Genomic DNA, 24,912 nt, shown 5'->3' on the forward strand with positions numbered 1-24,912 from the left:
GAGAGATTACTCATCTTCTTTCGTAGCCATTTTTTCTTTCAATAAATCACCAAGTGTTGCCGTAGCTTCTCCACTTCGCGAGTATTTTTTGATTGCTTCAGCTTGATCATGAGCATCTTTGGCTTTGACAGAAAGAGAAATATTACGATTTTTTCTATCAACATTGATAATTTTTGCCTCGATCTCATCACCTTCTTTAATCAAGGTGGAAGCATCGGTTACTTTTTCATCAGATAAGTCATTGGCACGAATGGTTCCAAACACATCATCAGCCAGCATGACAACGACCGATTTTGGATCAACCGCTGTCACTTTTCCTGTAACAATGGCGCCTTTTCCATGCTCATCCACATAACTGGTAAAGCTGTCTGTTTCCAGTTGTTTTAGACCTAAAGATATACGCTCGCGCTCTGCATCAATGGCAAGAATAACAGCTTCCAGTTCCTGGCCTTTTTTGTATTGTTTAACGGCTTCTTCTCCTGGAATATCCCAAGAAATGTCAGATAGATGAACTAAACCATCAATCTCGCCTTCCAAGCCAATAAAAATTCCAAAATCAGTGATGGAGCGAATTTTACCACGGACTTTTTCACCTTTATTATGAGTTTTTGCAAACTCTTGCCATGGATTGCCAATGCATTGTTTCATGCCTAAGGAAATACGGCGACGCTCTTCATCGATTTCAAGAACCATGACTTCAACCACATCACCTACAGAAACAACTTTGCTTGGATGAACGTTTTTGTTTGTCCAATCCATTTCAGACATATGAACCAAGCCTTCTACGCCTTCTTCAATTTCAACAAAGCATCCGTAGTCTGTAATATTAGTGACCTTTCCTTCCAGTCTCTTGCCAATTGGATAACGATCAACTAAGTCGACCCATGGGTCGTTACCTAATTGCTTCATACCCAGTGAAACGCGATTTCGTTCGCTATCAAAACTTAATACTTTTACTTTGACATCCTGACCAACAGACAACATTTCACTTGGATGTTTAACCCGTTTCCAGGAAATATCTGTAATGTGCAGCAAGCCGTCGATGCCCCCCAAGTCAATAAATGCACCATAATCCGTAAGATTTTTGACAACACCATTCAATACTTGACCTTCATGTAAGGATTCAAGTAATGCTTGTCTATCTGCGCTGCTTTCCTCTTCTACAACTGCACGACGAGAAACAACAATATTATTGCGTTTAAGATCCATCTTGATGACTTTAAACTCAAGTTCTTTTCCTTCAAGATAAGACGGATCGCGTACAGGTCTGACGTCCACTAAAGAACCAGGTAAAAAAGCACGAATCGAGCCAATTTCTACTGTAAAGCCACCTTTGACTTTCCCAGAAATTAATCCAGTGACGGTTTCATTATTTTCATGGCATTTTGACAATCTGCGCCATGCTTCCTGACGTTTTGCTTTCTCTCTGGATAAAAGCGTTTCTCCATGGCCATCTTCCACGGAATCCAATGCCACTTCTACCACGTCACCAACATGAATTTCCAGGTCACCGTTTTTATCCTGAAACTCTTCAATGGCGACAATACCTTCCGATTTTAATCCTGCATTCAAGGTCACATAGTCATCATCAATATCAATGACTTTGGCGTTAATAATAGCTCCTGGATAAAATTGGGCACCGGCAATGCTTTTCTCAAATAATTCTTTAAAACTTTCAGACATGTTAATAGACTCTTTAGTAAAAAAATGGAAGCTGAAATCCTCTCATCTTCCCCCTATCTTACACAAATTTAAACGACAAAATCACAACAACAATTGATTCAATTGCTATTATGATCCGCCTGTACAAACAAACGCTTTTTAGCTAATTGTAGTACATTGTTAAATACTTGTGCAATTGTTAGCTTGGTTGTATCAATCTGCACAGCATCAGATGCTGGCTTCAATGGTGAATGGGCACGTGCCTGATCCCTTTCGTCACGTTTAGCCAATTCTTCTACAACCTGCGCGAGGCTAACATCATTTCCCTTTTCTTTCAACTGCAAATATCGTCGAGATGCTCTTTCTTCAAGACTTGCGTACAAATAAATTTTCAATATCGCATTTGGAAAAACAACCGTCCCCATATCTCGGCCATCCGTCACCAGCCCCGGCAACCTGGCAAAAGCACGTTGACGTCCCAATAAAGCCTTTCTAATTTCAGGAATAGCTGCAATCCGGGAAGCATCTTGTCCGCATTGTTCAGAACGAATTGCATCACTGATGTTGTCTTCATCAAGAAAGACATGACTACTATTTTCTTTATTGACTTCAAATCGTAAATTCAATGCATACGCCAGTGTTACCATCTCTTTTATATCATCAAAATCAATGCCTTTTTTTTGGCAGCATAAGCCAGGACACGATACAATGCACCACTATCCAAAAAATGCCAACCCAATTGCCTTGCCAACATAAGGCTTATTGTGCCTTTACCAGTACCACTGGGACCATCCAGGGTAATAACAGGCGCATGTTCTTCAGACATCTTAAATTCCTCGTAACGCGTAAAACAGGCGATAAATTCGGTCATTTTTTCCACGTCTCACCATCGCTCCTGCCAAATAGACCGAACTAAAAAAAGCCATATTAGTCATTTATTTCTTGAATTGCCAATTTTACGTTATTTGCGGTATTAACAAAGGTAGGAAAAGAAGTGGCTATATTAGCGCAATTTAAAATGTTCACCGGTTCTCTTGCCGCAGCACCGGCGATTGCAAATGCCATTGCAATTCGATGATCAGCAAAGCTATCTACCACACCTCCCTGCAATACACCACCTTTGATGAACACCCCATCTTCCAGTGCCTGAGCTTCAATACCCAGTCGTTGCAGTCCATCCACCATAGCAGCAATACGGTCACTTTCCTTGCAACGCAATTCTTTTGCCCCATGCAATAAAGTTTGACCTTTGGCACAGGCTGCCGCAATAAAAATAACAGGAAATTCGTCAATTGCCAAAGGAACCATAGCCGCTGGAATATCAATACCCTCCAATGGGGCATGGCGAACGTACAAATCCGCAACCAGCTCCTCACCACATAAGCGTTTATTACTGAAACTAATATCTGCTCCCATCTGTTGCAATATCTGAAGAATACCCGTTCGTGTTGGGTTGATGCCTACGTTTCTAATAAACAATTCTGAGCCGGGTATAAGGGTTGCAGCTACGATAAAAAAGGCAGCGGATGAAATATCAGCCGGTACAATTACATCTGTACCCTGACATTCACTGGATGAATTAATGATAATCGCATTATCAAATTTTTGAATAGGATAAGAAAAAGTAGTGAGCATACGTTCCGTATGATCACGGGTTAAACCTGGCTCAATAACGCAAGTTTCACCTTCAGCATACAATCCAGCCAATAAAATGCATGATTTAACCTGGGCACTGGCTTCTGGCATTTCGTAGGTCATGCCATGCAATAATTGCCCTCCTTGAATCTTAATGGGTGGACGACCTTCATTCGTGGTAAGACTAGCCCCCATTTTCATCAATGGCCTGGCAATTCTTTCCATTGGTCTTTTCAAAAGACTGGCGTCGCCTGTCAATTCACTATCAAACTCTTGAGCTGCCAGCAAGCCTGTAAGCAGCCTCATTGTTGTACCTGAATTACCACAGTGAATCACGTGCTTCGGTTTTTGCAAGCCATACTTTCCCACACCATGAATCACAACTCGTTGGAAAACAGGCCCCTCGATACGCACCCCCATTGCCTGAAAAGCACGTAATGTCGCCAGACAATCTTCGCTGTCTAAAAAACCATTAATGGTTGTTATGCCCCGAGCAAGCGACCCAAACATAATCGCTCGATGTGAAATAGATTTATCACCGGGTACCGTGATATCACCCTGTATACAGTGAGCGGGACTACTTATTAAATGATACGTCTTCATCAATGATGTTCCTCAGAAAACTCTTGCATAAAGGCAATCAATAATTCAACACCTGACATTGGCATAGCATTGTACAAACTTGCACGCAATCCTCCTGCCATTCGATGCCCAGCCAAAGATAATAATCCTCGTTGGGCGGCGGCTCGAACGAATTCCTGTTCTAGTGATGGCTTTTTTAAAGCAAAACAAACATTCACAATCGAGCGGGCATGCTGTTCAACTCGACCATAGTAAAAAGAAGACTCATCGATGTATTGATACAATCTCGCGGCTTTTTGACAGTTTTGATGATATAACGGTTCAACACCGCCCTGAGCCTTGATCCACTTAAACATTTTTCCTGCGAGGTAACAATTAAACACCGGTGGTGTAGCATAAACTGAATGATAAGCCACATGAGTACGATAATCCATCATCGTTGGCAACAGCCTATCGCCAGATTTTTGCAATAAATCATCGCGGATAATAACAATCGTCAATCCAGCAGCAGCAATATTTTTCTGCGCGCCCGCAAAAATCAGACCATAGTCAGCAACGTTTAACGGTTCGCTTAATAAACAAGACGTCATATCGGCAACGAGCGGGATATTTGCAACGCTGGGCGGTGAAGAAAAACGAACACCATTGATGGTTTCATTAGGAGTAAAGTAAACATACGCTGTATTTTGCCGAACCTGCCAGCTCTGCGGCTCTGGAATAGAAACAAATCCATCGGATTCTGAACTGGCGATGCAATAAGCATTCGTCAGTTTGGTTGCTTCAGTAAAAGCCAATGACGACCAAAGACCGGATACTAAATAACCAGCCTGCTCAGCAGGAGATAAAAGATTCATGGGAATCATGGCAAATTGCGTGCGCGCCGCCCCCCCCAAAAACAACACATGATAATGATCAGGAATTGCAAGAAGTTCACGAAGCAAGGCTTCAGCTTCGTCAAGCATTGCCTTAAATTCATCCGTACGATGACCGATTTCAAGCACCGACATGCCTGAACCCTGCCAGTTCATTAATTCTGATTGTGCTTCCCGTAAAACCGACTCAGGCAGCATGGCGGGTCCAGCGCCGAAATTATACGCTCTGGCTTTCACTCCTCTAACTCACCCTGCTCATCCTCATCATCCTGGATGTCCTCGATCCGCTGCATGCCTACAACACGCTCGCCGGCACTGACATTAATTAGACGTACACCTTGGGTATTCCTGCCAATGATCGATAACTCATTCACCCTGAAACGCACCAGCGTGCCTTTATCAGTAATCAGCATTGCTTCATCATTATCATCCACTTGCAACGCACGCACGACCTTGCCATTACGCTCGTTTACCTGAATAGAAATAACGCCCTGCCCACCACGGCCAGTCACACGATATTCTTCTATTGCAGTACGTTTACCATAGCCAAATTCCGTTGCAGTCAGGATCGTACCGCCTTGATGCACCACAACCAGAGAAATCAAAGCCTGTCCGGCGCCCATACGAATGCCTCTTACGCCACGCGCCGTTCGTCCCATTGTTCTGACAAGATTTTCATCAAAGCGGATCACTTTCCCTGCGTCACTGAACAGCATAATGTCTTTAGACCCATCCGTTATACCCGCGCCAATCAAACAATCGTCCTCATCAAGATCAATAGCAATAATGCCATTGGAGCGTGGCCGGCTAAACGCATCCAGCGGCACCTTTTTAACCGTACCTTTACTGGTTGCCATGAAAACAGAATAGCCTTCCTTATATTCCCGTACCGGCATCATGGCATTGATGGCTTCGTTTTCTGCCAAAGGCAATACATTAATAATTGGTTTTCCTCTTGAGATACGGCTTGCCATCGGCAGCTCATACACCTTAAGCCAATAGACTTTGCCATGACTGGAAAAACACAACAAGGTGTCATGCGTATTGGCAATCAGCAGACGCTCAACAAAATCTTCTTCTTTAACATGAGTCGCCGACTTGCCCTTACCTCCGCGCCGCTGTGCCTGATAAGCCGACAAGGGCTGATATTTCACATATCCCTGATGAGACATGGTGACGACCACATCTTCCTCGGTAATTAAATCTTCTATGGTTAAATCTTCCTGGGAAGCAATGATCTCCGTGCGCCTACCATCGCCAAACTGAGCTTTCATCTCCAAAAGCTCGTCACGAATCACTTGCATCAAACGCTCTGACGAGGCCAAAATGTCAAGCAGTTCTTTAATCTGAGCAAGCAATTGTTCAAACTCATTCAGAATTTTATCCTGCTCCAGTGCCGTCAATCGATGCAGACGCAATTCAAGTATCGCTTGTGCCTGTTGAGGCGATAAAAGATACCCTTGTTCGCTTAGACCAAAATGAACCGGCAAATCATCTGGGCGAGAACCATCGCTGCCAGTCTTTTCTAGCATGGTACGCACCATTCCGGGTTGCCAATGCCGAGCTAATAAGGCATCTTTTGCCTCTTGCGGAGTAGGCGATTGCTTGATTAATGCGATCATTTCATCAATATTGGCTAGGGCAATTCCCAACCCTTCCAATAAATGAGCACGATTCCGCGCTTTCTTTAATTCGAAAATGGTGCGTCGTGTCACCACTTCTCGACGATGTTTAATGAAATACTCTAAAATTTCTTTCAAATTTAACGTACGTGGTTGACCGTCAACCAAAGCAACCATATTGATACCAAATACATTTTGCATTTGGGTATGGGCATACAGATTATTCAATATGACTTCAGCAACTTCTCCGCGCTTCAATTCAATCACCACGCGCATACCTTGTTTATCTGACTCATCACGCAAGCCTGAAATACCTTCCAAGCGTTTATCACGAACCAGCTCGGCAATTCGCTCAACAAGACGAGCCTTATTCACCTGATAAGGGAGTTCCGTAATAATAATGGCCTGTCGCCCACTGTCTTTATCAGTTTCAATATCAATTTTGGCGCGAATTAATATACGTCCACGACCCGTGCGGTAAGCCTGGATAATACCAGCACGACCATTAATGATGGCCGCCGTTGGAAAATCAGGACCTGGAACAATGGTCATTAAATCATCAACACTGATTTCCGGGTCAGCAACCAAAGCCACACAGGCATCAATGATTTCAGTCAAATTGTGAGGCGGAATATTGGTGGCCATACCCACAGCAATACCGGAAGAACCATTGACTAATAGATTAGGAATCCGGGCCGGCAATACTACTGGAGCAAATTCGGTTTCATCATAGTTTGGACTAAAATCAACCGTTTCTTTTTCCAGATCAGCCAACAGCGCATGAGCCAGTTTTGACATCCTTACTTCCGTGTAACGCATGGCCGCAGGAGCATCCCCATCCACCGATCCAAAATTTCCCTGACCATCAACCAACATATAACGCATGGAAAATGGCTGTGCCATGCGCACAATAGTATCGTAAACGGCCGTATCACCATGCGGATGGTATTTACCAATTACATCACCCACCACACGTGCTGATTTTTTATAGGGTTTATTCCAGTCATTACCTAATTCGCTCATGGCATAAAGCACTCGGCGATGGACTGGCTTTAGGCCATCGCGCACATCAGGCAAGGCGCGGCCGACGATAACGCTCATGGCGTAATCCAAATAGGACTGTTTCAGTTCGTCTTCAATATTAACAGGTGTAACTTCTTTGGCTGATATCATGGCGGGATGTGTCCTCATGCAATCACTTTAGGGTCTTTATGAAATGCTAAAATAATTCAATAGATCCCGATAAAATTTAGTCTGGCAGTATATCATGATCCATGATTGGAAGACAGCTAGCTAATGCATTGCAGTGCTTTAACAATCAAATGTTCCACATGTTCCTGGACATTGCTAGCAAACTCACCCGTGATACGGTTGGCAAGCACCACACTAACAGAAATGCAACGATGGCCTAAGAGCTTCCCCAATCCTAAAATGCCTGCTGTTTCCATCTCAACGTTCAATATTTTCAAATTAGAAAAATCAAATGTTGTTAATTTTTCCAGCAAATGAGGAAAACGTAATGGCAGACGCAAACACCGTCCTTGTGGTCCATAAAATCCGCCACAGGTGGCGGTAATTGCCGCCGTACCTAAATTCTTAAACAACTGGCGTAAGGCGTGATCGGCTTCAACCACATAAAATGAGCCGCATTCTCCAGCCAAATGCTTTGTCAGTGCTTTATGCAGAGCCTCTGTATCTGGAGAAAACCCGCTTTGATAATAATCCAGTAAGGTATCAAAACCCACTGAAAAATGACTCACAAATACATCGCCGGGTCTGCTGTTTTTTGCAAACTGCCTGTAGTACCCAGACGCACGATAGTCAGCGGCTTTATTTTTTCATACGGCATGCGCGTTGCCAAATCCATATTGACCAGAGCATCCAATTCATTCATGACTATATCAATATTGGGAACACCAATACCTGTGGAAAGAACACTGATGCGCCGTTGACCAATATATCCCGTATGAGTTACAAACTCACGATGAGCACGCTTCACTTCAACGCGGTCGAAATAATAACTGATTTGTTGCACACGTGCAGGATCACCCACTGTAATAATAAAATCCGCTAATTCTTCCGGAAGTAAATCAAGATGATACACCGCCCCACGACCGTTTAACGGTAACTCAGCTGGTTTAATCATAAAAATTTCCTGATCAACAAAATGAATTAACAAGCGAAACTATTGCAAAAAATGAATAATAGCAAGATGGATGCGAATTATTTACCTAAGAAAAAAATAAAAAATCATCTAGAATTTAGTTAGAAGGACAGGGTAAGATCATGCGGCTTTGATCAGCAAACGCCTTCATAAAATGACTAAAATTTGTCATTTCCGCACAAGCGGAAATCTATTTCATAGAATGAGTCATGACTTTGCTTGCAAAATGGATTTCCGCCTGTGCAGAAATGACACAAATAAGATATAATACAATCAAAGTATGATTTTGCCCTGGTTCGAAGGATGGATAAATTGACGTAAGCCGGCCATTTTTATATAGTTCTGCACTCGACTGCATCAGGCAGTATGCACATAGAACCATCGGCCAGCGCTTAAATCAACAGGAGTCGCCATGACAAAAAAAACTGCGCAATTGACTATACCTGGGTCAAAGCCAATTGATTTCTCAATGTATAGCCCAACATTGGGCAACGATGTCATTGATATCAGTGAGCTTGGATCTTACGGCGTATTTACGCTCGACCAAGGGTTTGTTTCCACCGCTTCTTGCGAATCTAAAATCACCTACATCGATGGTGAAGAAGGGGTGTTGCTTTATCGCGGCTACCCTATTGAGCAATTGGCAGAAAAAAAAGATTTTCTTGATGTATGCTACCTGCTCCTCAATGGAGAACTTCCTAATATGGAAGAAAAAAAGCATTTTAATCAGTTAATTAATAATCACACCATGGTACATCAACAAATGTACCAATTTTTAAATGGGTTTCGTCGTGACGCTCATCCCATGGCCATTATGGTTGGCATTGTTGGTGCGCTTTCCGCCTTTTACCATGATACCATGGATTTGAATAACCAAAGTGACCGCTATACGGCTGCCGTTCGTTTGATTGCCAAAATGCCAACTCTGGCCGCCATGAGTTATAAATATTCCATTGGCCAACCCTACATGTATCCACAAAATAAAATGTCTTATGCTGAAAATTTTCTGCATATGATGTTTGGTGTTCCCACTGAAGAAATTTCACCGGATCCGGTCATTGTAAAAGCAATGGATACGATATTTACACTGCATGCCGATCATGAACAAAATGCGTCAACCTCGACCGTGCGTTTAGCCGGTTCAACGGGAGCCAACCCATTTGCCTGTATTTCAGCTGGAATTGGCGCCTTATGGGGGCCTGCCCATGGCGGTGCAAATGAGGCCTGCCTGAATATGCTTAAAGAAATTGGTGATATCAGTCGCATTGATCAATTTATTAAGCGGGCAAAAGATAAAAATGATCCATTCCGCTTGATGGGATTTGGTCATCGCGTTTATAAAAGTTATGATCCACGCGCCAAAGTCATGCGCGAAACCTGCCATAAAGTCTTAAACGCCGTTGATGCCCATAATGAGCCATTATTTAAACTGGCCATGGAATTGGAGCGCATTGCTCTTGAAGATGATTATTTCATTGAGAAAAAACTGTATCCAAACGTCGATTTCTATTCCGGCATTACCTTAAGTGCCATTGGCATTCCCACCAACATGTTCACCGTTATTTTCGCTTTGGCCCGCACCGTGGGCTGGATGTCACATTGGATGGAAATGGCTGCCAGCAAATCAAGAATTGGCCGACCACGCCAGCTTTATACTGGGGAAAAGAAACGCGATGTAAAATAATACTTGCATCAACTTGACCTGAGACATCCAAATGGTGCATACACCATTTGGATGTGTTTGCAAAATCCATCAATACTTTCTTGCACCCGCTTTCAGCATATGCAAAGCATGTAACCATCCCTCATAATACGCTTCAATAACCTTGTTATCTGTTGATGGAATAAATTGTTGCTGATACGTCCAGCTTTGCTGCAAAGAGGCCAATGAATCAACGGCCTCACATCCAATGGCCGCAAGAATGGCAGCACCTAAAGCCGTGGTTTCAATATCTTTTGGACGCTGGACTGATAGACCGCATAGAGATGATAAAAACTGTAAAAACCACTGGTTGTTCGCCATGCCTCCATCCACGCGTAAAATGGAAAAATCCAGACCGCTGTCATCATGCATGCATGCCAAAACATCGCGAGTCTGATAACAAACACTTTCAAGCGCCGCTCTCGCCAAATGGGCAGCAGTGCTGGTACGTGCAAGTCCTATAATCATAGCCCCTGTCGTATTTAACCAATGTGGGGCACCTAATCCCGTAAAGGATGGAATCAAATAGACGCCTTCATTGCTGGTCAGGCTGTTCGCCATAGATTCAGTATCACTTGCAGCCTGAATAAGTTTCATGTCATCCCGCAACCACTTTACTGTCGTTCCAGCTTGATACAAACTCCCCTCCAAACCATAAACAGTTTGTCCACGAATACGATAAGCAATGGTAGTCAATAAATGATGTTTTGAAAAAACAGGCTTATTGCCAGTATTTAATAATAAAAATCCACCTGTACCAAAGGTGGCTTTAATCATGCTTTCGGCAAAGCAACATTGTCCAATTAAAGCCGCTTGCTGGTCACCAGCCACACCAGTAATTGCAATAGAAGCACCTGGTAAAGGTTCGACAATGACACCAAAATGAGCATCACTGGCTTGCACCTCAGGCAATATTGAAGAAGGAATATCAAACAGTTCTAATAATTGTTCATCCCAACGTTGTTCAATAATATTATACAAGAGTGTTCTTGATGCATTCGTAACATCCGTCCGATGAACCTTTCCTCCAGTCAAACGCCAAAGCAGATAAGAATCCACCGTTCCGAATGCAAGTTTTTCTTCCTTTGCAAGTTGTCGTGCCTCGGGAATATGATTGAATAACCACTGTAATTTACTGGCAGAAAAATAAGGGTCAGGAAGCAACCCTGTTTTTGCCTGAATCATTTCCTTGTAATCAGACAAAGAAAGGCAATAGTCTTGAGTACGACGATCTTGCCAAACGATGGCTGGATATAAGCATTGGCCGGTGCGTTTATCCCAAATTAACGTTGTTTCACGCTGATTGGTTAAGCCGCAAGCCAACACCTGGCGTGGCGCTATATCCTTCAATACCTCTGCAATGGCTAATGTCGTTTTTTCCCATATTTCTTCAGGATCATGTTCAACCCAACCGGGATTGGGATAATACTGCGTTAATGGATGCTGGCTGATACGAATAAGTTGACCGTCCTTGGAATACAACACGGCTCGAGTGCTGCTTGTGCCTTGATCAATCGCAAGAAAATAATTCATTGTGTTTTAATCCTTCTGATAGAGCAAATTTTATCATCCATTATTTTTTCTTTTTATGTAACTCCCCACGTCATCCCGAGTGCAGCGAGGGATCTGCCTGCAGTGGCACAATTTTTAAAGTAGCGATGGATACAAATCGTTCCATTCAGGATTCAATGCATTAATCAAATCATGCTTCTTTTTTCGAGACCACCCTTTGATTTGTTTTTCTCGCTCAATAGCCATGACGATGCCTGAACAAACTTCAAAATAAACCAGTCGATCCACATTGTATTTTTGGGTAAATCCAGCCACCAGTTTATTTTTGTGTTCATAAACACGGCGTATCAAATCATTGGTAACACCGGTATACAAAACATTATTGTGTTTATTGGTCAGAAGGTAAACGCAAGACTCCGTACGCATATACTATTCTTTGCTCTGTTGGACTGTATTGTTATCTCAGATTCCTGATAACACAGGGATAGTACCAGAAAATATAAATTGGATGGAACTGATAATGCTTAATCCTTGTTTACGGATCGTACTGATAAATCCTCGGATACGAGCAAATTGTTCAGCGCCTTGAGCGGTCCGAAAACCACCGGATATTTTTTGTTTGCATTTCATCATTCGTAAATCACGCTCAGCATCATTATTGGTAAATGGAACTGCCAGATCATGAAGAAACCGTAAAACGTCTTGTTTGCAATGAAATAAACGCCACAAGAGGTTGTGACCTGTCCGTCAAGGTTGTCGACCCTGTTTGCCTTTGCATGGCAATGGCGGCAGCGTTTCATGATACGCCAGCCCATCTCGAATAATCTTCTTGTAGATGTTGGTCAACCGCTTGATGCGAGCAACAGGTATTGCATGATGTTCATTAAAATGACGACAGCGAAGAGCAACACGTAATAGTCGGGTCATAGCCTGTGCCCATGGTTCTTTGTCATGCTCGGTTACTGCTTTTAATTCATGCAAGTGATGCTGGTTGCATAGGGCATGCTCCACACCTCCCAAATTGTAATAACTTTTCCAGTGATCATGAATGACGGTACCTGAAAGGCCATCCAGTAATGATTTTCGTTTTGGAGATATGTGATAATAAGTTGCCGTTTTAGTCGATGCCACATGCAACCATTGTGTTTTTCCGGCCACACGAAACCCTGTTTCATCCAGGTTTTTTACGGCAGCAGTTTTGACTGCAGACAATACCGATTCTTCAAATGATGCCAATGTATCAAAGGCAATCCGGTTATATCCAGTCCGTGTTGCAGTAGCCAGTTGAATTCCGTACAGGTCATAAAACAACTGTTGCAGCCTGTCTTCTGGAATAAAATGCTGATATTGATAATACACGCTCCAACTACGAATAACTTCACCGTATTGGACAGGGGCAAGAACACCTGCAGGAAATGCTGCTGTTATCGTTTTATTACAGCACTCGCAATATTTTACTTCAGCCTGATGTTCCGTGACTTCAATTTTGGGTGGTGGAATATCAAAAACCTGGCGCTTCACAATTCCAATCACCGGCGTTGAAACTAATGAACCATAACAATCCGGGCATGTTAGCAATACATGGTTTTTGACAATATCTGGTGATTTAATCTGTTTTAACGTTTCGCCCTTGTGGCCTTTTGGGCCACCACTGTTACGTTTCCCATTTTCACGTAGTGATGTCGTATGGGGTAGTTTGCCTAACCCGTCACTTGAGGGGGCTTTGAGCTGTTGCTGCTATTCTTGTTCAGTCGTTTTTCCAGCTCTGCTATTCATGCAGCTATTTGATCATAACCGCATAATTTTTCAAGTGTTTTTTACATTAATTTAATACCTGCCAGTTGCTGGAGATCCCTCGCTGCACTCGGGATGACGTGGGGAGTTACCTTTTTATTAGGATTTACGAAAAATGTCCAATCTCTGCGTTAAAAAAATTTAATTTAGTCCTGTAGTTCGTCTAAACTTCCGCATCAAAATTTATTTTTGTCTTGACCTTGGGATTTCTCATAAGCCAATTATTCTTTTCCCTTCAAAAAGGAGCTAAAGAAAATTTTGCGGCGACTGCCGAAATCAACGCACCTATATTTCCTCCATTAACTTGTTATACCATAAAAAACTCCATGTAAGGTTTAAAAAGGAAAAATAACAGCATGACTCAGGTTTACGATGTAGCCATTATCGGTGGTGGAATCAATGGTTGTGGTTGTGCAGCTGATGCTGCTTTACGAGGTCTATCAGTCTTACTGTGTGAACAGGATGATTTAGGCTCCCAAACCTCGTCCAGCAGTACCAAACTTATTCATGGAGGGTTACGCTATCTTGAGTACTATGACTTTGCCATGGTAAAAAAAGCATTGGATGAAAGACAAATTTTGTTACAACAAGCACCTCATTTAATCCATCCCATCCTTTTCGTTTTACCTCACAAAAAAACAGAAGGCCTGTCTGGATGTTGCGCACTGGCTTATATCTTTACGATCATTTAAGTCGGAAAAATAAACTGCCGAAAACCAAGTTTATTCGGCGTGCTTATGAATCCTCTTATTTTCAACCATTGAAAAAAGATGTTCAAAAAGGATTTCTTTTTTATGACTGTGCCACGGATGATGCTCGCTTGGTACTCATCAATGCGCTACAAGCCAAATATCATGGTGCTACCATACTGACCAGAACCACTCTGATTAAAGCAGAAGTCAACCATCATGTATGGCAATTGACTTTACAACCTGTTTTGGGTGATGCCATCCACATCCAGGCAAAATCCGTCATTAATGCGGCAGGTCCTTGGGTAAAACCAGTGAGTAATCTACTCAATAGACCACTGAAATATAAAATGTCTCTGGTCAAAGGCAGTCACATTGTCGTGCCTAAGCTTTATGAAGGAAAACAAGCTTATGTGTTACAACACGAAGATAATCGTATCGTGTTTGTAATTCCTTATCATCATCTCACCATGATAGGTACCACCGACAGGATATTTACTGGCGACCCTAAGAATGTCCACATTGAACCCGATGAGATAAATTATTTATTGGACCTTGTGAATCATTATTTTTTGAAAAAACTTACTACAGAAGACATTATTCATAGCTGGAGTGGCGTAAGACCTTTACTGGCCGACGAACGAAAAGCACCGAAAGCACTTAGCCGTGATTACGCCTATGATTACACGAGCGCCCCAGCTCCTGTCGTAACAATATACGGTGGTAAGCTAACGACCTACCGTCAACTGTCGTTACACGTCATTAATCAATTACAAAACATCTTCCCTGATTTACCACCATCAAATTCAGCAACCATCCCACTTCCTGGTGCTACTTTGGCAGAAATGAATTTTACTGAATATAAAAAATTTGCAGAAAAAAAATACCATTGGTTGGACAAAAATATACTGGATCGCTATTTAAGTACTTATGGAACGCGAGTAGAACAATTTTTGCAGGGATGCAAGACCCAAGATGACTTGGGAATGCATTTCGGCGAAACACTTTATCAGGCAGAAGTAAATTATCTTCTCCAGGAAGAATGGGCAAGAACGGTTGATGACATCTTATGGCGACGCACTAAACTTGGTCTTAAACTGAATACGGCGGCTCAAAACAAGTTGCAACATTATCTGTCTCAGCAGCATCACCCATCTCACAAAAGCGCACTACAACCGTCCTTGGAGAACAATAACTAATACCTCTTCCATTTAATTTTGACGGGTTGGGTGGTTACAAATAGTTTTGTTTCTGTCATCCACGCAATAATGCCTCACGGGGATGACAGACAACCCGTCCAAATTAAATAGAAAAGGAGTTAGAATTTGTCTTCAGTGTCTAACCATGCAAGGCTAACAATGGTTATTATTTCTCATCCTGGTCGAGTTGTGCACGAATTTGACTCACGTCAACCTCCAAGGCTTGCTGAACTAATTCTTTCAACGTTGATTCTGGCATACTGCCAGCCTCGGAATAAATCACAATGCCTTGCTTAAAGACTAATAAATGAGGAATAGAGCGAATTTGAAAGGTTTCGGCCAACTCTGCTTCTTCCTCTATATTAATCTTGGCAAAAACCACTTGATTATATAATTTAGCAACCCGCTCATAAGTGTGCGCAAATTGCTTACATGGAGCGCACCATGCTGCCCAAAAATCAATAAAAACAATTTCATTATCACCAATCAGTGATTCAAAATTATCATGATTTACGGATGGAGTGATGCTGCTTCCTGACATGATTTCTCTCCTATTGAATAGCAGCCAAGATGGTTTGAAAAATGGCGTCGACACTGCCAGTGCCAATCACATGATGAAATTGTGGTGCTTGCTTATCGTTGCTTTTTGCCCACAATCGATAATATTCAACCAATGGTTCAGTTTGTTGATGATAAACTTGCAGGCGCTTACGGATAATTTCTTCACGGTCATCTTCACGCTGTATCAAAGGTTCACCAGTTACATCATCAATGCCGTGCTGTTTTGGCGGATGATATTCAATGTGGTAAACACGCCCGGAAGCTGGATGAATACGTCTGCCACTGATTCGTTTGACAATTTCTTCATCATCCACCGATATTTCTATTACATGATCTAGAAAAATACCGGCTTGCTTTAAAGCTTCTGCTTGCACAATGGTGCGTGGGAAACCATCTAGAAGAAAACCATTACGACAGTCATCTTGTTGCAGCCGCTGTTTAACCAGCCCAATCATAATATCATCTGAAACAAGCTGGCCAGAATCCATGATTTTTTTTGCACTTAAACCCAATTCACTTCTGGCAGCAATAGCAGCCCGCAACATGTCACCGGTTGAAATCTGCGGAATATCAAAATGATTTATCAATTTTGATGCTTGTGTACCTTTTCCTGCTCCAGGACCACCTAATAACATCAATCGCCTTAACCCCATGCATCGACTCCCACCCGAATTGTGTCCCATATCGTACCGTTTCAAACAGCGATTGTCACCTTGAAATTAATGAACAAGCGGCTGTCGATTAATATGGGGTATACTTTGTTTGGTTACCACATTTTATACCATGCTTTCCGATTCAATGATGCTTCACAAGAAGCCAATTGTGCCTGATAGATCTGGGCCCTGGCTGCAACCTTATGAGCCACACCCATTAACCACTTTTTCTTTAGATAGGTTTGGCGCTGATAACCGCCAACACCTTCATGATAGGCCAAATACAATGAATACGTATCATCACGTCGTATACCAGCTTTATTATGAGCAATATTTGCATACCAACCGATAAAATCCACGCCATCACCAAAGTGGTCCCGAGAAGCCCATAACCGACCATGCGTTTTTTGATAATTCTCCCAGGTACTACGCAGCGCTTGCGTATAACCATAGGCCGTAGATGGCCGCGTCCAGGGAATAATCCATAATAATTTAGTGCGCTCCGGGCGTGCTCTACCATTAAATTTTGATTCTTGATGAATAATGGCCATTTGTACAGCGATGGGCACCCGCCATCGTCGTTGTACATCTTTTGCATCGGCATACCACCCTGGATATTCTTTAAAAATACTACAAATGTTATTAACATCTTTTGGAGGCGGACTTACGCATCCTGAAAGCATCAAAAGCAATAAAAGACCCAACCAGATTTTTACATGACTCATCCCATAAGTTCCCTGAGAGTAAACAGACACTGCATTAATAACAAAATTCATAAGAAAATAAAATATGACGATGCATTCATTCTTTACAAAGGAACCGCAACATTCTTATTTTTCTGATAACATACGAAAAATGCTGGCATCCTGAACATTGCTTGCATGCGCCATCGAGGCTACCATTTACGTGTCAATTTCTCAGAAGGGCTCCTGGCATGACGATTTTAGTGTTTGATATAGAAACCATCCCCGACATTCATACTGGCCGTAAGCTGTATGATTTGGAAGGGTTATCAGATGCAGATACTGCCAAGGCCCTTTATGCCATGCGCCGAGCTAAAACAGGACATGAATTTTTACCTCACCATCTTCAAAAAATCGTTGCCATTTCACTGATCTTAAGCAATGCAGCGCAATTGAAAGTCTGGACACTAGGCGATGAGAAATCAGAAGAGCACGAACTCATTCAGCGTTTTTTTACAGGCATTGACAAACACACACCAACACTGGTCAGTTGGAATGGTAGCGGCTTTGATCTTCCTGTATTACATTATCGTGCCTTACTCCATGGCATAGAAGCCCCAACCTATTGGGAAGCTGGTGAAAATCAACAAGCATTTCGCTGGAATAATTATCTAAACCGTTTTCATTATCGCCACCTTGATTTGATGGACGTACTAGCAGCCTATCAAAACAAAGCATTCGCTCCCTTGGATGAAATCGCCAGTATGTTAGGTTTTCCAGGGAAAATGGGCATGAGTGGTGCAAAAGTATGGGAAGAATATCAAGGCGGAAACCTAAAAGGAATTCGTGATTATTGTGAAACCGATGTTCTAAACACTTATTGCGTTTATTTACGCTTTGAACTCATGCGTGGTGCTATTAATCAAGTGGAGTATAGAGGTGCCATTGAAAGACTTCGCTGTTATTTGCAAGAAGAAAAAGATAAACCTCATTTACAAGAATTTTTACAAAACATGACCTAAACCGGGGTGCGATTTAAAGTGCGTTTTTTAGTATCTCGTCATCCCCCCGAGCGCTGCGAAGAATGACAGACGATATGCCAAAACCCTTTGCTGTTACAAAAACCGCATTTTAAATCACACCCCATAAACCGCCATTATCAGATGTCTTTTTTTAATAAAACGGCATCTTCCACTCCGAGTTCATCCTGATAATAATCTTTTTTAATGCCGGCCTGGTAAAATCCCATTTTTTTATACAGACTTATCGCTGTCAGATTACTGGGCCGCACTTCCAAAATTAAAGCTTCCACCTCAGAACCCACTAACGAATCAATCACATTCTGTAGAAGCAGGCGGCCATAGCCTTTCCCCTGAGAAGCAAGCGCAACACATAAATTTAAGATATGACAAGTATGGTCATAATAACGTAAAATAATGTAACTGATTATTTCGGGTTCCGCTCGTTCACAAGATTCAAGCACACGACAATCATACCCAACAAGCACACAATCTCTCAGAATATCACGGCTCCAGGGAGCTTTATGTGCTGAAAGTTCAATGGCATACACGTCATCAACATCATCAATCGTCATAGGACGTATGTGATACGACATACTAAATCCTGCTTAATACGGCCATAGATGGCTTATCGTGCCCGTGCCGTTCCCTTTTTACAGAAATGACACGGGCTTCCATGGAAGGAAAAATGGCTTATATTATTTTTCTTTTTTTTCGGCATATAAAGATCAGTAATAGTTCCTTCAAAGATTTCTGCCGCCTGTGCCACCGTTTCAGACAGTGTCGGATGCGGATGAATCGTCAGGGCAATGTCCTCCACATCACAACCCATTTCAATGGCTAGCGCTGTTTCTGCAATTAGATCCCCCGCATTAATGCCGACGATTCCTGCTCCCAAAATACGTTGACTGTCCGGACAAAATAAAAGTTTGGTCATTCCTTCTTCGCGCCCCATACTCAATGCTCGCCCACTGGCAACCCATGGAAACGACGCTTTTTCATAAGCAATATTTTGCGCCTTCGCTTCTTTTTCAGTCAAACCTGCCCAAGCAATCTCCGGATCTGTATACGCCACGCTAGCAATGCACTTGGGATCAAAATAATGCTTCATTCCAGAAATGACTTCAGCCGCTACTTTGCCTTCCGGAATAGCCTTATGAGCCAACATAGGTTGTCCTACAACATCTCCAATAGCAAAAATATGAGAAACATTCGTACGCATTTGTTTATCAACATGAATAAACCCACGTTCATCCACCTTAACTCCCGCCTTCTCAGCAGCAATTGCACCCCCATTAGGCTTACGCCCCACCGCAACCAAAACTTGCTGAAAGCATAACGGCTTATCCGTTGCATGTTCACCTTCCATGGATACATAAATACCATCCTTTTTAGCATCCATTTTGGTTACTTTGGTTTTCAATAAAAACTTAACGCCTTTTTTACTCATGCGTTTTTGCAATACATTCACCAAATCAGCATCGGCTCCAGGTATAAGCTGATCCATAAATTCAACCACAGTCACTTCAACTCCAAGAGCAGAATAAACGGTTGCCATTTCTAATCCAATGATGCCACCGCCTAAAACAAGTAAGTTGCCTTTAATATCTGCTAATTCAAGCGCACCTGTAGAGCTAAAAATACGTTTGTCTTCAGGAATAAATGGCAAATGTACGGACTCGCTACCAACAGCAATAATCGCATGCTCAAAATCAATTTGAACATCGCCCTCTTGTCCATCCACAATGATTTGATGTGAACCCGAAAATTTAGCTCGACCAGTGACTACTTCAACTTTACGCTGCTTTGCCAATGCATTTAGTCCACCCGTCAATTTACTTACCACCGAATTTTTCCAGGCAACCAGCTTTTTATTGTCCAGTTTTGGTTTTGCAAATGAAACGCCATACTCTGCCATTTCCTGAGTTTCATCGAGAACCTTGGCAATGTGTAACAATGCCTTGGATGGGATGCAACCTACATTTAAACAAACACCACCTAACGTTTCATAACGCTCAACTAAGACCACTTTTTTACCCAAATCAGCCGCACGAAAAGCAGCTGTATAACCACCCGGGCCACTACCAATCACAACGACGTCTGTTTTTAGCTGTTTTGTCATTTTAAAACCTCATAAATACTGGGATCGTACCGAAACGACCTATTACAATAAAATTTTTCGAATATCGCCCAAACTATCACTCACAAATCGGGTAAACCGTGCTGCTTCTGCTCCATCGATTACCCGGTGGTCATAAGAAAGAGATAAAGGCAACATCAAGCGCGGCTTAAATTCACCATCTCGATAGACTGGTTTTATCATGGAACGAGATAATCCAAGAATAGCCACCTCAGGGCTATTAACGATTGGCGTAAATGCAGTGCCTCCAATTCCCCCCAGGCTTGAAATCGTAAAGCAACCGCCATTCATATCAGCCGGCATTAACCCCTTTTCACGCGCTTTGGTACTTAATCGCCCCATTTCCTTCGCAATATCACTGACGGATAAGCGATCCACTTCTTTTATCACAGGTACAACCAAGCCACTCGGTGTCTCAACTGCAACACCAATATTGAAATAGTGTTTATAAATCAGATTTTCTCCGCTGGCATCAAGAGAGGCATTAAACTGTGGAAATTCAACCAATGCCTTACTGATTACCTTACATACAAAAGCAAGCAACGTCAGCTTATAATCCAATTTCTTTGCTTTTTCTGCCTCGACCTGACGGAATGCTTCCAATTCCGTGATATCAGCTTCATCAAACTGAGTCACATGCGGAATCGTTAACCAAGAGCGATGTACATTCATTCCTGTTAATCGCTTAATTTTGTTCAATGGTTTCGCTTCAATACCACCGAATTGGCTAAAATCAATGCTGGGCACAGACGGTATCGCAAATCCACCCGTGGATTTTTCCTGTAATTTTGTTTTTACAAATTGTTGCACGTCTTCTTTACTGATCCGTGCTTTTCGGCCAGTGCCTCGTACCTCAGCCAAATTAACGCCAAATTCTCGAGCCAATCGCCGTACGGCAGGTCCTGCAAAAATAGCCGCATCGGGCTTTATTCCAATCGCAGAAGAACTGGATACAGAACTCGCAACAGGTGGTTTTTCTGACGTAACAGGCGGATGTGTTTCCCGTCCCTGCTCTTCCTTGTCCTTGTCGTTCGTAGAAGACAAAGCGGGTTTTGATTCTGGTTCTAACGCTACCTCTTCTTGCGTTAGCGTTAAAATCACATCACCTTCCGAAACCTTATCCCCTAATTTTACTTTGATGGCTTGAATCGTTCCCTCGCAAGGTGATGGTATTTCCATACTTGCTTTATCAGACTCCAACGTAATCAGTGGAGCATCTTTCGCAACATTATCTCCTTCATGAACCAGTATCTCGATAACCTCTACCTCATGCGCACCACCAATATCAGGAATTTTTATTTCTTTTTCCACAGAACCTTTCTGTATGTTGCGCTCAGATTCCTTACTGTCATCGCTTGTCTTCTTTACTGATTTACGGACAGAATCATCTTGAGATTTAGCCTTTGTTTTTAGTGATTCACTTTGACTTGGCGCAAGAAGTAAAATGACATCCCCTGCCGATACCTTATCCCCCACCTTAACTTCAATGGATTGAATAACCCCAGCTTCAGAAGAAGGTATTTCCATACTTGCCTTATCAGACTCTAATGTAATCAGCGGCGTTTCCTTGCTTATTTCGTCTCCTACTTGCACGAGTATCTCAATAACGTCTACCCCTGTAGCGCCGCCAATATCAGGTACTTTTATTTTTTTTCGTCGGCCATACCTATAATCTCTCGCCTTTATTGTGCAAACATCATATTTTTCCCTTACATGCAAAAGGGTAAAATACCTCTTGATCCTAATGCGTTGCCGGATCCAGTTTTTCTCTGTCGATACCAAATTGTTTCATAGCATTGAGCACGGTTGATTTTGGCAACTCGCCTTGATCAGCCAAAGCATTTAATGCTGCAATAACAATGAATTTTGCATCCACTTCAAAATAGTGACGTAAACGCGCGCGGGTATCACTGCGACCATAACCATCTGTACCAAGCGTGATAAAAGGTGCCTGAATAAATGGCCGTATTTGATCCGCGTACAATTTCATATAATCCGTCGCAGCAATCACTGGTCCTTTTTTACCAGTTAATTGCTGGCTTACATAACTTTGCCGCGGTGATTCTTCTGGATGCATACGATTATAACGCTCGGCCGCTAAACCATCACGCCTAAGCTCAGTAAAACTGGTCACACTCCAAACATCAGAAGACACGGAAAATTCTTCCTTCAATAGCTGTGCGGCGTGAATGACTTCTCGCAAAATGGTGCCACACCCTAATAGTTGTACGTGATGTTTTAATGTTTTATTACTTTTTTGCAACAAATACATACCCTTAAGAATGCCTTCTTCGACCCCTTTCGGCATATCAGGATGATGATAATTTTCGTTCATGACCGTGATGTAATAAAACACATTATCCTGTTTTTGATACATTCGGTACAAACCATGCTGAATAATCACCGCCAATTCGTAAGCATAGGTCGGATCGTAAGAAACGCAATTTGGAATGGTAGAAGCCAGCAGATGGCTATGTCCGTCTTGATGTTGCAATCCCTCACCCGCTAATGTCGTGCGTCCGGCCGTACCACCCAATAGAAAACCACGGGCTTGCATATCTCCAGCCGCCCACGCCAAATCACCCACACGCTGAAAACCAAACATGGAATAATAAATATAGAAAGGAATCATAGGCAACTTGTTTGTGCTGTAAGAAGTTGCTGCAGCCATCCAAGAAGCAAATGCACCGGCTTCATTAATGCCTTCTTCTAAAATTTGCCCATCGCGAGCTTCACGATAATACATGACTTGCTCGTGATCCACCGGCGTATATAATTGGCCCACTGGAGAATAAATACCTATTTGCCGAAAGAGCCCTTCCATGCCAAACGTACGGGATTCATCAGGTACAATAGGCACAATTCGTTGGCCAATTTCCTTGTCTTTCAGCAAAACTGATAATAGACGGACAAACGCCATGGTCGTGGATATTTCCCGGTCACCTGAACTTTTGGTTAGTGCTGAAAATTCAGATAAATCAGGAACTTTTAATGCTTCAAACTCGGTATTACGAGTGGGTAAGTAACCACCCAGCATCTCACGTTGCTTGCGCAAATATTGTATTTCTGGGCTATCGTCATCAGGACGATAAAATGGAACTTCCGTAATCTTGTCATCACTGATTGGAATACTGAATCGATCACGAAATGCACGCAATTGCTCTATGGTCATTTTCTTTTGCTGATGCGTGATGTTCATGCCCTCACCCGCAGCTCCCATGCCATAGCCTTTAATGGTTTTTGCCAGAATGACGGTTGGACTGCCTTGATGTTCTACAGCCCGAGCATACGCAGCATATACTTTTTGTGGATCATGACCCCCACGATTCAAGCGCCAGATTTCATCATCCGTCATATGTTCCACCATTTTTTTCAACTCAGGATACTGGCCGAAAAAATGCTTGCGCACATACGCACCATCATAAGCCTTATAAGCCTGGTAATCACCATCAACGCATTCTTCCATTCTCTTTTGCATCAAACCATCAGTATCACGAGCAAACAATGGATCCCATCGCCCCCCCCAAATGACTTTAATCACATTCCAGCCTGCACCACGAAACAACCCTTCTAGCTCCTGGATAATTTTGCTATTCCCCCGGACAGGACCATCAAGCCGCTGAAGATTACAGTTGACAACGAAAATAAGATTATCCAATTTCTCTCGGGCAGCAATCGACAAGGCACCCACAGATTCTGGTTCATCCATTTCACCATCACCAAGAAAAGCCCATACTTTGCGCCCTTCGGTTGCAATCAATCCTCTATTTTCCAGATATTTTAAAAATCGAGCTTGATAAATAGCTTGCAAAGGTCCAAGCCCCATGGATACTGTGGGAAACTGCCAAAAATCACTCATTAACCAAGGATGAGGATAGGAAGACAACCCATCCACCTCAACTTCTTGTCTGAAATTTCCCAACTGTTCTTCTGAAAGCCTACCTTCAAGAAAAGCACGAGCATAAACACCAGGAGAAGAATGTCCTTGAATGTATAACAAATCAGCCAACTGTTTATCTGGCCCTTTGAAAAAATAATTAAAGCCAATTTCATATAATGTGGAAGCAGAAGCATAAGTAGCAATATGTCCACCCAGTTCCGGTGCATATTTTCCTGCCCGCAATACCATGGCCACGGCGTTCCAACGAATCAACGCATTGATGCGTTTGCCTATCCCTTCGTCTGGAGGCATTTGCTTTTCTTCATGCAATTTTATGGTATTTCGATAAGGGGTATTGATTGAGCTGGCAATCGTAATTCCTTCGGCGCTGGCTTTTTTAAGTAATTCCTTTAATATAAATTCTGCGCGTTCATTGCCCTCGTAAGCGACAATAGCCTTCAAGGCATCCAGCCACTCTCGAGTTTCAACCGGATCAATATCATTAATTTTTTCATCTGTCATGAATATTCCCCGTCTATAAAG

General features: G+C 42.6%; 18 protein-coding genes and 3 pseudogenes. 4 read left to right on the plus strand and 17 right to left on the minus strand.

Translation table 11 applies throughout. The annotated features are described in order from the left end of the window. Positions 1–6: 6 nt before the first annotated feature. The 6 genes and pseudogenes from rpsA to LOA_RS16030 all read right to left on the minus strand — a co-directional run bounded on the left by rpsA (position 7) and on the right by LOA_RS16030 (position 8,519). Positions 7–1,683, minus strand: coding sequence for a 30S ribosomal protein S1 (gene rpsA / locus LOA_RS08015; protein WP_025385881.1), 1,677 nt, complete (start codon positions 1,681–1,683; stop codon positions 7–9). Between the two features lie 98 nt (positions 1,684–1,781). After that, a pseudogene (gene cmk, locus LOA_RS08020) lies at positions 1,782–2,488 on the minus strand ((d)CMP kinase). Positions 2,489–2,589: 101 nt separating this feature from the next. Then, positions 2,590–3,900 carry a 3-phosphoshikimate 1-carboxyvinyltransferase gene (gene aroA, locus LOA_RS08025; protein ID WP_025385882.1) on the minus strand — a complete coding sequence of 437 codons (1,311 nt, stop codon included), beginning with the start codon at positions 3,898–3,900 and terminating at the stop codon, positions 2,590–2,592. Further along, positions 3,900–4,988: a 3-phosphoserine/phosphohydroxythreonine transaminase gene (gene serC, locus LOA_RS08030; RefSeq protein WP_025385883.1), complete on the minus strand. Its 1,089-nt coding sequence runs from the start codon at positions 4,986–4,988 to the stop codon at positions 3,900–3,902. Before serC ends, aroA begins: the two co-directional genes overlap by 1 nt. Next, a complete protein-coding gene (gene gyrA, locus LOA_RS08035) occupies positions 4,985–7,564 on the minus strand; it encodes a DNA gyrase subunit A (RefSeq protein ID WP_118996651.1) in 2,580 nt (859 codons plus the stop codon). The genes serC and gyrA overlap by 4 nt, the downstream gene beginning before the upstream one ends. Positions 7,565–7,662: 98 nt before the next feature. Further along, positions 7,663–8,519 (minus strand): annotated as a pseudogene (locus tag LOA_RS16030) (nucleoside phosphorylase). A 430-nt stretch (positions 8,520–8,949) separates the two neighbouring features. Between LOA_RS16030 and gltA the strand changes: the two are divergent. Further along, complete coding sequence (gene gltA / locus LOA_RS08045) at positions 8,950–10,221, plus strand: citrate synthase (protein ID WP_025385885.1); 1,272 nt, start codon at positions 8,950–8,952, stop codon at positions 10,219–10,221. 69 nt (positions 10,222–10,290) lie between these two features. Here gltA and glpK read toward each other — a convergent pair whose 3' ends face one another. From glpK to LOA_RS08065, 4 genes and pseudogenes are all read right to left on the minus strand, one after another. Continuing rightward, complete coding sequence (glpK, locus tag LOA_RS08050; protein ID WP_025385886.1) at positions 10,291–11,772, minus strand: glycerol kinase GlpK; 1,482 nt, start codon at positions 11,770–11,772, stop codon at positions 10,291–10,293. Positions 11,773–11,886: 114 nt separating this feature from the next. Beyond that, entirely contained in the window at positions 11,887–12,177 is a 291-nt protein-coding gene (locus LOA_RS08055; protein ID WP_025384817.1) for a GIY-YIG nuclease family protein, read from the minus strand. A gap of 36 nt (positions 12,178–12,213) precedes the next feature. Beyond that, positions 12,214–12,480 (minus strand): IS66 family transposase, encoded by a 267-nt coding sequence (locus LOA_RS16035; protein ID WP_042238854.1) that lies wholly within the window; start codon positions 12,478–12,480, stop codon positions 12,214–12,216. 18 nt (positions 12,481–12,498) lie between these two features. Beyond that, positions 12,499–13,380 (minus strand): annotated as a pseudogene (locus tag LOA_RS08065) (IS66 family transposase); the annotation flags it as partial. A 521-nt stretch (positions 13,381–13,901) separates the two neighbouring features. Between LOA_RS08065 and LOA_RS15840 the strand changes: the two are divergent. Together LOA_RS15840 and glpD are read left to right on the plus strand one after the other, a co-directional pair. After that, positions 13,902–14,237: an FAD-dependent oxidoreductase gene (locus LOA_RS15840; RefSeq protein ID WP_274544550.1), complete on the plus strand. Its 336-nt coding sequence runs from the start codon at positions 13,902–13,904 to the stop codon at positions 14,235–14,237. Beyond that, on the plus strand, positions 14,201–15,433 hold the full coding sequence (gene glpD / locus LOA_RS08070; protein ID WP_274544551.1) for a glycerol-3-phosphate dehydrogenase: 1,233 nt from the start codon (positions 14,201–14,203) through the stop codon (positions 15,431–15,433). Before LOA_RS15840 ends, glpD begins: the two co-directional genes overlap by 37 nt. Before the next feature lie 166 nt (positions 15,434–15,599). Here the strand turns inward: glpD and LOA_RS08075 are convergent, their stop codons facing one another. From LOA_RS08075 to LOA_RS08085, 3 genes are all read right to left on the minus strand, one after another. After that, complete coding sequence (locus LOA_RS08075; protein WP_025385887.1) at positions 15,600–15,974, minus strand: thioredoxin family protein; 375 nt, start codon at positions 15,972–15,974, stop codon at positions 15,600–15,602. A gap of 10 nt (positions 15,975–15,984) precedes the next feature. Further along, a complete protein-coding gene (adk, locus tag LOA_RS08080) occupies positions 15,985–16,647 on the minus strand; it encodes an adenylate kinase (protein ID WP_035894549.1) in 663 nt (220 codons plus the stop codon). Between the two features lie 113 nt (positions 16,648–16,760). After that, entirely contained in the window at positions 16,761–17,372 is a 612-nt protein-coding gene (locus LOA_RS08085; protein WP_025385889.1) for a transglycosylase SLT domain-containing protein, read from the minus strand. A gap of 209 nt (positions 17,373–17,581) precedes the next feature. Here LOA_RS08085 and LOA_RS08090 point away from each other — a divergent pair, with 209 nt between their 5' ends. After that, entirely contained in the window at positions 17,582–18,352 is a 771-nt protein-coding gene (locus LOA_RS08090; protein ID WP_025385890.1) for a 3'-5' exonuclease, read from the plus strand. 137 nt (positions 18,353–18,489) lie between these two features. Here the strand turns inward: LOA_RS08090 and rimI are convergent, their stop codons facing one another. Genes rimI through aceE form a run of 4 tightly spaced genes read right to left on the minus strand, consistent with a single transcriptional unit; the run spans position 18,490 to position 24,891 of the window. Continuing rightward, positions 18,490–18,945: a ribosomal protein S18-alanine N-acetyltransferase gene (gene rimI / locus LOA_RS08095; protein ID WP_025385891.1), complete on the minus strand. Its 456-nt coding sequence runs from the start codon at positions 18,943–18,945 to the stop codon at positions 18,490–18,492. A 32-nt stretch (positions 18,946–18,977) separates the two neighbouring features. Continuing rightward, positions 18,978–20,471, minus strand: coding sequence for a dihydrolipoyl dehydrogenase (lpdA, locus tag LOA_RS08100; RefSeq protein WP_025385892.1), 1,494 nt, complete (start codon positions 20,469–20,471; stop codon positions 18,978–18,980). Positions 20,472–20,513: 42 nt separating this feature from the next. Then, positions 20,514–22,175, minus strand: coding sequence for a dihydrolipoyllysine-residue acetyltransferase (gene aceF, locus LOA_RS08105; RefSeq protein ID WP_042239290.1), 1,662 nt, complete (start codon positions 22,173–22,175; stop codon positions 20,514–20,516). Positions 22,176–22,230: 55 nt separating this feature from the next. Then, entirely contained in the window at positions 22,231–24,891 is a 2,661-nt protein-coding gene (gene aceE, locus LOA_RS08110; protein WP_025385894.1) for a pyruvate dehydrogenase (acetyl-transferring), homodimeric type, read from the minus strand. Between the last annotated feature and the right edge of the window lie 21 nt (positions 24,892–24,912).

This window comes from Legionella oakridgensis ATCC 33761 = DSM 21215, from assembly GCF_000512355.1.
In the GTDB taxonomy this organism is placed as follows: Bacteria; Pseudomonadota; Gammaproteobacteria; order Legionellales; family Legionellaceae; genus Legionella_A; species Legionella_A oakridgensis.

Excerpts from the sequence above, each read along its gene's own strand:
- rpsA (WP_025385881.1), bottom strand. The coding sequence starts at position 1,683 with ATGTCTGAAAGTTTTAAAGAATTATTTGAGAAAAGCATTGCCGGTGCC.
- aroA (WP_025385882.1), bottom strand. The coding sequence starts at position 3,900 with ATGAAGACGTATCATTTAATAAGTAGTCCCGCTCACTGTATACAGGGT.
- gyrA (WP_118996651.1), bottom strand. The coding sequence starts at position 7,564 with ATGAGGACACATCCCGCCATGATATCAGCCAAAGAAGTTACACCTGTT.
- gltA (WP_025385885.1), top strand. The coding sequence starts at position 8,950 with ATGACAAAAAAAACTGCGCAATTGACTATACCTGGGTCAAAGCCAATT.
- glpK (WP_025385886.1), bottom strand. The coding sequence starts at position 11,772 with ATGAATTATTTTCTTGCGATTGATCAAGGCACAAGCAGCACTCGAGCC.
- LOA_RS08055 (WP_025384817.1), bottom strand. The coding sequence starts at position 12,177 with ATGCGTACGGAGTCTTGCGTTTACCTTCTGACCAATAAACACAATAAT.
- LOA_RS15840 (WP_274544550.1), top strand. The coding sequence starts at position 13,902 with ATGACTCAGGTTTACGATGTAGCCATTATCGGTGGTGGAATCAATGGT.
- glpD (WP_274544551.1), top strand. The coding sequence starts at position 14,201 with ATGTTGCGCACTGGCTTATATCTTTACGATCATTTAAGTCGGAAAAAT.
- LOA_RS08075 (WP_025385887.1), bottom strand. The coding sequence starts at position 15,974 with ATGTCAGGAAGCAGCATCACTCCATCCGTAAATCATGATAATTTTGAA.
- adk (WP_035894549.1), bottom strand. The coding sequence starts at position 16,647 with ATGGGGTTAAGGCGATTGATGTTATTAGGTGGTCCTGGAGCAGGAAAA.
- LOA_RS08085 (WP_025385889.1), bottom strand. The coding sequence starts at position 17,372 with ATGAGTCATGTAAAAATCTGGTTGGGTCTTTTATTGCTTTTGATGCTT.
- LOA_RS08090 (WP_025385890.1), top strand. The coding sequence starts at position 17,582 with ATGACGATTTTAGTGTTTGATATAGAAACCATCCCCGACATTCATACT.
- rimI (WP_025385891.1), bottom strand. The coding sequence starts at position 18,945 with ATGTCGTATCACATACGTCCTATGACGATTGATGATGTTGATGACGTG.
- lpdA (WP_025385892.1), bottom strand. The coding sequence starts at position 20,471 with ATGACAAAACAGCTAAAAACAGACGTCGTTGTGATTGGTAGTGGCCCG.
- aceE (WP_025385894.1), bottom strand. The coding sequence starts at position 24,891 with ATGACAGATGAAAAAATTAATGATATTGATCCGGTTGAAACTCGAGAG.